Origin of the sequence: Mesorhizobium sp. M1E.F.Ca.ET.041.01.1.1 (genome assembly GCF_003997355.1) — a bacterium.
GTDB lineage: Bacteria > Pseudomonadota > Alphaproteobacteria > Rhizobiales > Rhizobiaceae > Mesorhizobium.
In genome coordinates, this window is record NZ_RZSL01000273.1 from 1 (window position 1) to 8,123 (window position 8,123).

General features: G+C 64.3%; 8 protein-coding genes. 4 read left to right on the top strand and 4 right to left on the bottom strand.

Annotation, left to right across the window (positions count from 1 at the left end):
• On the bottom strand, nucleotides 1-335 hold a 335-nt coding region (locus EOA38_RS21020), incomplete at its 3' end, for an ATP-binding cassette domain-containing protein (RefSeq protein WP_127300132.1).
• 229 nt (nucleotides 336-564) lie between these two features.
• Here EOA38_RS21020 and EOA38_RS21025 point away from each other — a divergent pair.
• Nucleotides 565-909 (top strand): RidA family protein, encoded by a 345-nt coding sequence (locus EOA38_RS21025; RefSeq protein WP_126094322.1) that lies wholly within the window; start codon nucleotides 565-567, stop codon nucleotides 907-909.
• Between the two features lie 328 nt (nucleotides 910-1,237).
• Here the strand turns inward: EOA38_RS21025 and EOA38_RS21030 are convergent, their stop codons facing one another.
• The 3 genes from EOA38_RS21030 to acnA all read right to left on the bottom strand — a co-directional run bounded on the left by EOA38_RS21030 (nucleotide 1,238) and on the right by acnA (nucleotide 6,127).
• Complete coding sequence (locus tag EOA38_RS21030; protein ID WP_127300133.1) at nucleotides 1,238-2,227, bottom strand: IS5 family transposase; 990 nt, start codon at nucleotides 2,225-2,227, stop codon at nucleotides 1,238-1,240.
• 74 nt (nucleotides 2,228-2,301) lie between these two features.
• Nucleotides 2,302-3,081: a thioredoxin family protein gene (locus tag EOA38_RS21035; protein ID WP_126091169.1), complete on the bottom strand. Its 780-nt coding sequence runs from the start codon at nucleotides 3,079-3,081 to the stop codon at nucleotides 2,302-2,304.
• A gap of 355 nt (nucleotides 3,082-3,436) precedes the next feature.
• Nucleotides 3,437-6,127: an aconitate hydratase AcnA gene (gene acnA / locus EOA38_RS21040; protein ID WP_126091170.1), complete on the bottom strand. Its 2,691-nt coding sequence runs from the start codon at nucleotides 6,125-6,127 to the stop codon at nucleotides 3,437-3,439.
• Between the two features lie 285 nt (nucleotides 6,128-6,412).
• Between acnA and ccmA the strand changes: the two genes are divergently transcribed.
• From ccmA to ccmD, 3 genes are all read left to right on the top strand, one after another.
• A complete protein-coding gene (ccmA, locus tag EOA38_RS21045; protein WP_127300134.1) occupies nucleotides 6,413-7,021 on the top strand; it encodes a heme ABC exporter ATP-binding protein CcmA in 609 nt (202 codons plus the stop codon).
• Between the two features lie 229 nt (nucleotides 7,022-7,250).
• Nucleotides 7,251-7,916 carry a heme exporter protein CcmB gene (ccmB, locus tag EOA38_RS21055; protein ID WP_126091172.1) on the top strand — a complete coding sequence of 222 codons (666 nt, stop codon included), beginning with the start codon at nucleotides 7,251-7,253 and terminating at the stop codon, nucleotides 7,914-7,916.
• Between the two features lie 129 nt (nucleotides 7,917-8,045).
• Nucleotides 8,046-8,123, top strand: a 78-nt coding sequence (ccmD, locus tag EOA38_RS21060) for a heme exporter protein CcmD (protein ID WP_127300136.1), incomplete at its 3' end; no start/stop codon positions are given.

Consider the following 8,123-nt stretch of genomic DNA (forward strand, 5'->3'; position numbering starts at 1 on the left):
GACTCACGATCCTCCTTGGTGTAGCGACCGAGCATGCCGCGCTTGGGCCAAAGCCCGAGCGAGACCAGGTCGACGACGCGCGCCGGGAAGATGCGGTCGAGTTCCGACTGCTGCGGCAGATAGGCGGTGCGCACGCCGGGGGCACGGGTAACCGCGCCTTCCATCGGCTTCAGCACGCCGACGATGCCCTTCATCAGCGTCGACTTGCCCGACCCGTTGGCGCCGACCACAGCGGTCAGCGAGCCTTTTCTGACGATGCCGTTGAGGTGATGAATGGCCGGATGGCTGTTGTAACCGAGCGTCAGGTCGCGGAAGGTCAGGCAGGCATGGGTCATCATAGGACGTTCCGGCGGTCCGCTAAAACGAGTGCATCGTCGATATGTGATGTTATTACATTAGTCAACACACCGCCCGGGCGGAATTGTGTCCCGGCCGGTCAACTCGGCGTATATGCGAACGGGCCGAAGCCGGACAATTGGCTCAATTGGTTTCGCGTCCGGTGGCCTTGCCCGGAGCCGGCACGGACTCTAAACAAGCGCGACACTGGAAAAGAAGGAACCTCCCATGAGCATTCGTCGCATCGATGTCGGCCCGCGTATGAGCCAGATCGTCATCCACGGCAACACCGTCTATCTGGCCGGTCAGGTCGGCGCGCCCGGCGGCAACGTCGCCTCGCAGACCCGCGACATCCTGAAGACCATCGACGAATTGCTGGCCAAGGCCGGTACCGACAAGACCAAGATCGTGCAGACGATCATCTGGCTGGCCGACATGAGCACCTTCGCCGAGATGAACTCGGAATGGGACAAGTGGGTGCCGCAGGGCCACACACCGGCCCGCGCCACCGGCGAAGCCAAGCTCGCCGGCCCGGAATATCTGGTCGAGATCATTGTTACGGCGGCGATTTAAGCGCCTGCCTTGCCTTCTCCCCTTGTGGGAGAAGGTGGCCGCGAAGCGGCCGGATGAGGGGTGTTGGAAGGATCGCGGCATGGAAGAATTAGGCATTTCCAATCCTTCAATTGTCCGGCGCCCCATTTCTTCCAGCACCCCTCATCCGTCTCGGCGCTGCGCGCCGATCCACCTTCTCCCACAAGGAGGGCTTTGCATGGGAGCCGATATTTGGCGCACATGGCACATGGGCGTTTTTTGAAAGGCAATCGGGCCGCCTTGGCGAGGTATTTTGCCCCACTCCTGGGGCTCAGGCCGCCTCCGCGGCGGATTTTGGGCGGACTCCGCCTCATGCCGGCTTCCTCCTCGGGAAGAGGACGGCGGTCGCCCGCTGCAGATTGTAGCCGCAGCCGGCAAGCATGCACTGCGTCCGGTTGGTCGCCAGATTGAAGAAGCGCAACCGCCGCATGCCGTAGCGCTGCTTGAACACCGCAAACGGTCGCTCCACCGCCGCCCGCACCGTCGAGATCAGCCGGTTGCGCAGCTTCTGGCGCGGCGTCAGCGGATGGTGCTTATTGGCTCGATGCATCAGCCGGTCCTTGATGCCGGCCTGCTTAAGCCGGGCATGCCGGGCATGGGTGTAGTAGGCCTGGTCGCCATAGGCTGCCTCCTCGTCCCCGCTGATCAGGCCGTCGGCCGGCTCGGTGTCGGTGATCGATGCATCCGTGAAGTCCATGCGCCGGATCAGCGTGTGAGCATCGTCGACGCCGTTGTGCACCTTATAGCCGAACACGGTCTTGTTGCCCTTGCGCCCCCAACGCGCGTCGGTGTCGGCCGATGGTCGCGTCGACCCCTCCTCACCCTTCTTCGGCTTCGCCGGTGGGCGCGCGGCGGCCTGCATGAAGGAGGCATCAATCAGCGTGCCGCGCTTGACGATCAGGCCCTTCTGCTCAAGCTGCCGCGTGATCTCATCGAACACCCGATCAATCAGCCCATCGCACGTCAGCTCTTCGCGGAAGCGCCACAATGTCGAATGGTCCGGCGTGCGGTCCGACAGGCTGAAGCCGGCAAAGCGGCGGAACGACAGCCGATCGCGCAGTTGTGCCTCCAGCGCGGGATCGCTGAGATTGTTCCAAACGCCCAAGAGCAGACAGCGCAGCAATGCCTCGGCGGGATAGCTGATGTTGCCCCGCCCTGGTCCGCTGCGCTGACCAAGAAGCGCCTTGATCGGCACCCAGTCGATCACTCGCGCGATCTGGTCGAGTTCCGTCGTATCCGACCACACCAGCCCATCCGCAAGGCTCAGTTGACCAAGCACACGATCGACCATCCGAATCATCCCCCTTCATCCTTTACCCAAGGAATCACCAACCCGGTTCCGTGCAAAGGCCTCACAAGGGGAGAAGGGGGCAATCACGGCTTGCGGATGAAGGCGGCGCCGAGGATCGGACCGGGCATGCCGTCCTTGCCTACGGACTGCAGCAGCACCGCGCAACCGCCCTTCTTGGCGATCTCGGTCATCGGCAATTCGTAACGCTGCGCCTTGCCGTGCCACATGCCGGCGGTCTGGATGTCGGAGACGGCGTTCCAGTAGGTCAGGCTGCGGCCGCTGTTCTCGCCCTGGCCGATCTTCACCATCTGCGGCGGATCGAAATAGACGATCACCACATGGGCGTCGCTCGGGCCGTTGCCGGCATCGCCGGCGTCGATCATGACGCGGTCGCTGGTGCGGCTCACCTTGATGCCGACCCGCATGCCCTCGCCCACCCTGTCCATCCGGGCCAACGCGCCGTCGACGTCCCTGCGGCTGGCGCCATTGACATGGCTTCGGCCGTTGATGACCGCCTGCGGCGTGTAGACGGAGCGGCTGCCGAAGGCGCGCATATAATCATACTGCCGGTCGGTGTTCTTCTTGTTGCTCAGCGTGTCCTGCCAGCCCAGATAGTCCCAGTAATTGACGTGGTAGGCGAGCGCGACGATGTTTTCCTTGGCGGCCAGCTCGGCGAAGAATTCATCGGCAGGCGGGCAGGAACTGCAGCCCTGGCTGGTGAACAGCTCAACCACGCCCAGCGGCTTTTCGGCCTGAACCTTATCGGCTTGAGGCTTCTCGGGCTCGCTTGCCAGCGCGGCGCCGACAAACGTTGAAAGGGCCAGCGCTATTGCCGCAAGCCGCAATGGTCCTCGAGATGCCATGACTGTTCCGATTCCCGCCGGTGACGCCGGCCTTGTTCTGATTGCTAAAATATGTGGCAGAACGGACAGTCAACGGGAAGTCACGTTGCGGTGAAATTTTGTCGCCGCGACCGCAGGTAAGGCGGCGGCAGGAGAGGCGGCTGCATTTTTCGACGCGGTTCGATTTCGAAGCCGCATCGCCGCCATGAGGTAAAGCCTGCTGATGCCGGACAATCTCTATTGCGAGCGAACCGGATCAGGACTTTCGGGTCGGCCGGCTAATGCTTGGTAGGCGGCGGTTTGATTAGGCAGTAGGCAGTAGGCAGGTAGGCAGTAGGGGGTCTTTCCCTACTGCCTAAGCCCTACTGCCTCGCTGCTAAGCAGCCAGATCGCGCAGCACGTATTGCAGGATGCCGCCGTTCTTGAAGTAGTCGAGCTCGTCCAGCGTATCGATGCGGCAGACGATCGGCAGGTTCTTCACGGTGCCGTCGCCGTAGGTGACCTTGGCGACCATCTTCTGGCGCGGCTTGATCGTGTCCAGCCCGTCGATCTCGACCAGCTCGTCGCCCTTGAGGTTGAGGGAAGCCCATGAGGTGCCTTCCTCGAAGACGAAGGGGATGACGCCCATGCCGACCAGGTTCGAGCGGTGGATACGTTCGAAGGACTGGGCGATGACCGCGCGGACACCAAGCAGGTTCGTTCCCTTGGCCGCCCAGTCGCGCGAGGAGCCGTTGCCGTATTCGACGCCGGCGAAGATGACCAGCGGCACGCCTTCCTTCCTGTATTCCATCGCGGCGTCGTAGATCGACATCTCCTCCTTCGAGGGATAGTGGATCGTGTAGCCGCCCTCGCGGCCGTTCTCGCCCAGCATGTGGTTGCGGATGCGGATGTTGGCGAAGGTGCCGCGCATCATCACCTCATGATTGCCGCGCCGCGTGCCGTACTGGTTGAAGTCGGCGACACCGACGCCGTGCTCGGTGAGGTACTTGCCGGCCGGCGATGCGGCCTTGATCGAACCGGCCGGCGAGATGTGGTCGGTGGTGATCTTGTCGCCGAACAGGCCGAGCACCCGCGCGCCCTTGATGTCGCCGATCTTGCCGAAGCTGCGGCCCATGCCGGCGAAATAAGGCGGGTTCTGCACATAGGTCGAATGATCGTCCCAGGCATAGGTCTGGCCTTCCGGCGCCTTGACCTTCTGCCAGTACGCGTCGCCCTTGAAGACATCGGCATATTTGCGGGCGAACAGTTCGCGCGTGACGTTCTTCTCGATGAACTCCTGGATCTCTGCCGAGGTCGGCCAGATGTCCTTGAGATAGACCGGCTTGCCGTCGCTGCCCTCGCCGAGCGGCTCGGTGGTGAGATCCTTGGTCACCGTGCCGGCCAGCGCATGCGCCACCACCAGCGGCGGCGAGGCGAGGTAGTTCGCCTGCACGTCGGGCGAGACGCGGCCTTCGAAGTTGCGGTTGCCGGAGAGCACCGCGGCAGCGATCAAACCTTTATCGTTGATGGTCTTGGAGATCGGGCCGGGCAGCGGGCCGGAATTGCCGATGCAGGTGGTGCAGCCGAAGCCGACCAGGTTGAAGCCGATCTGGTCGAGCTCCTTCTGCAGGCCAGACTTTTCAAGGTATTCGGCCACGACCTGGCTGCCGGGCGCCAGCGAGGTTTTCACCCACGGCTTCTGCTTCAGGCCGCGCCGGTTGGCGTTGCGCGCAAGCAGGCCGGCGCCGATCAGCACGCTCGGGTTCGAGGTGTTGGTGCAGGAAGTGATGGCGGCGATGACGACGTCGCCATGGCCGAGATCGTAGGAGGCGCCATCCACCGCATAGCGCTTGGAGATCTCGGCCGCCTTCTTGTATTCGGTCTCCATCGCCTTGGCGAAGCCGTCGGGAATGTCCTGCAGGGCGACGCGGCCCTCCGGGCGCTTCGGGCCGGCCATCGACGGCACGACATCGCCGAGGTCGAGCTCGAGCAGGTCGGTGAAGACCGGGTCGGCGGAACCCGCGTCGCGCCACATGCCCTGCGCCTTGGAATAGGCCTCGACCAGCGCGATACGGTTCTCCTCGCGGCCGGACATGGTGAGGTAGCGGATGGTCTCGCTGTCGACGGGGAAGAAGCCGCAGGTGGCGCCATATTCCGGCGCCATGTTGCCGATGGTGGCGCGGTCGGCCAGCGTCATGTTGGAAAGGCCGGGGCCGAAGAACTCGACGAACTTGCCGACGACGCCCTTCTTGCGCAGCATCTGGGTGACGGTGAGCACGAGGTCGGTGGCGGTGACGCCTTCCTTCAGCTTGCCGGTAAGGCGGAAGCCGATGACTTCCGGCAGGAGCATGGAGACCGGCTGGCCGAGCATCGCGGCCTCGGCCTCGATGCCGCCGACGCCCCAGCCGAGCACGCCGAGGCCGTTGATCATGGTGGTGTGCGAATCGGTGCCGACGCAGGTGTCGGGATAGGCGGTGGTCTCGCCGTCCTCGGCGTTGGTCCACACCACCTGTCCGAGATATTCAAGATTGACCTGGTGGCAGATGCCGGTGCCGGGCGGCACGACGCGGAAGTTGCGGAAGGCCTGCTGGCCCCATTTCAGGAACTTGTAGCGCTCCTCGTTGCGCTCATATTCGAGCTCGACATTGCGGGCGAAGGCCATCGGCGTGCCGAACTCGTCGACGATGACGGAGTGGTCGATGACGAGGTCGACCGGCACCAGCGGATTGATCTTTTCCGGATCGCCGCCGAGCGCCTTGATGCCGTCGCGCATGGCCGCGAGATCCACCACCGCCGGAACGCCCGTAAAATCCTGCATCAGGACACGGGCCGGGCGATAGGCGATCTCGACGCCGGCGGTGCCTTTGTCGGTCAGCCATGCGGCGACCGCCTGGATGCTTTCCTTGGTGACGGAACGGCCGTCCTCGTTGCGGAGCAGGTTCTCCAGCAGCACCTTCATCGAATAGGGCAACTGGGCGATGCCGGTGAGGCCGTTCTTCTCGGCCTCGGTGAGGTCGAAGTAGACATAGTCTGCGCCACCCGCGGTCAGGGTGCGGCGGCATTTGAAGCTGTCGAGGGATTTTGACACGTGCGATCCGTCCTTGTCTGTTCAGCCTGAAAGGGAACGGACGCCGATGGCATGCAATCACGCGCAAAGGTGCGGGTACGGCCATTTCCGCTGTCCGCTCCCAAGCAACCCGAGCCGTTCAAGGCGGCGCGTGCGCTGGTTCGGCGCTAATTCTTCTCCCGCGCCGACCGCTGGCACGGATGAACCGCATATAGAGAATTTCCTGGAATAGTTCTAGACAGTCGAAAGACGAATTTGTGCGATGCGGCGGCGGCCGCGAAACGGTGCTTTCGGGACGGGGCAAGGATGCGGCTGATCGCCGAAAATCTGGGCGGCGAGCGCGGCGGCGAGACGGTCTTTTCCGGCATCGGATTCGCGCTCGAAAAGGGCGAGGCGCTCGTCGTCACCGGGCCGAACGGCGCCGGCAAGTCGACGCTTCTGAGGGTCATCGCCGGCTTGCTGCCGGCAGCCGAGGGTTCGGTGCGGGTCGAGGCCGGCGGCGAAGCGTTTCCCACGGTCACTTCAGCCTCGCATTATCTCGGCCATCTCAACGCGATGAAGACGGCGCTCACGGTGGAAGAGAATCTGGGCTTCTGGCGCGCCTTCCAGGGTGAACCTTCGCAAAGCGTGGAGGACGCGCTGGAGACGGTCGGGCTGGGCGGCATCGGCCACCTGCCGTTCGGCTATCTCTCGACCGGGCAGCGACGGCGCGCGTCAATCGCCAAGCTTTTGGTCAGCCGGCGGCCGATATGGCTGCTCGATGAGCCGACGGCGGGGCTGGACAAGGCGTCGGAGGAGCGGTTTGCGGGGCTGATGCGAGATCATCTGGAGGATGGCGGGATTATCGTGGCGGCAACGCACCTGCCGTTGGGGCTGGAAGAGGCGAAGGCGTTGGTTCTGGGGATAGCTGGATGACGTTTGCGTTCCGGCACACCCCCCTCTGGCCTGCCGGCCATCTCCCCCGCAAGGGGGGAGATCGGACGTCGCCTCGGCTTTCGCCAATTTTCAATGCTGAAGGGGGATCGCCGGCGGTGGAGCTGCCAATCTCCCCCCTTGCGGGGGAGATGTCCGGCAGGACAGAGGGGGGTGTGAAGGAACGCGACGTTTGTAAAGGGGGCGATCAAGTCACCGAGGCGCCTCGCTCATGCTAGCCCTCTTCCTCCGAGACATCCGCCTGTCCATCCGCGCCGGCGGCGGGGCGCTGGTCGGCGTGATCTTCTTCCTGGCGGTGATCGCCACCATTCCGTTTGGCGTCGGGCCGGACCTCAACCTTTTGTCGCGCATCGGCCCCGCGATCCTGTGGATCGCCGCGCTGCTCGCCTGCCTGCTCGGGCTCGACCGGCTGTTCCAAGCCGACCGCGAGGACGGCTCGCTCGACCTGCTTGTGCTCAACTACGACCGCCAGATGCTGGCGCTGACGGTGCTGACCAAATGCGTGGCGCATTGGACAGGCAGCGTGCTGCCGCTGGTCATAGCCGCACCGCTGCTCGGCCTGTTCATGAACATGGAGCCGGTTGCGATCGGCGCCACGGCGCTGACGCTTCTCGTCGGCACGCCGGCCATCACCTTCATCGGCGCCGCCGGCGCGGCCGTGGCGGTTGCGCTGCCGCGCGGCGGATTGCTGATCTCCGTGCTGGTGCTGCCGCTCACCATTCCGGTGCTGATCTTCGGCGTCTCGGCCAGCTACGGCGCGGTGGCCGATCCGGCGCCGTTCCTGCCGCCCTTCCTCATTCTTGCCGCGCTGACGCTGTTTCTTGCCGTGATTGGGCCGCTGGCGGCGGCGCTGGCATTGCGTCACGGGACGGATTGAGGCCTGCGGAACGTTCTCAATCTGCGGCGCCGCGCCTGATTGCGCAGCCTGCGATGCAGGGCTAAGGGAAGGCATGATCGAACGGATTGGCAAGGCAGGCGCGGAAGGCGCGCGCAGGGAGCGGCGGGCGTGAGCGCGCATGCTCTGTATGTCACCGCGGCCTATGCCATCACGGCGATCGTGCTGGCCGGGCTGATCGGCTGGGTC

Coding starts and splice junctions, on each gene's coding strand:
- EOA38_RS21035 (WP_126091169.1), bottom strand. CDS start 3,081: ATGGCATCTCGAGGACCATTGCGGCTTGCGGCAATAGCGCTGGCCCTT.
- EOA38_RS21030 (WP_127300133.1), bottom strand. CDS start 2,227: ATGATTCGGATGGTCGATCGTGTGCTTGGTCAACTGAGCCTTGCGGAT.
- ccmB (WP_126091172.1), top strand. CDS start 7,251: ATGCTAGCCCTCTTCCTCCGAGACATCCGCCTGTCCATCCGCGCCGGC.
- EOA38_RS21025 (WP_126094322.1), top strand. CDS start 565: ATGAGCATTCGTCGCATCGATGTCGGCCCGCGTATGAGCCAGATCGTC.
- ccmA (WP_127300134.1), top strand. CDS start 6,413: ATGCGGCTGATCGCCGAAAATCTGGGCGGCGAGCGCGGCGGCGAGACG.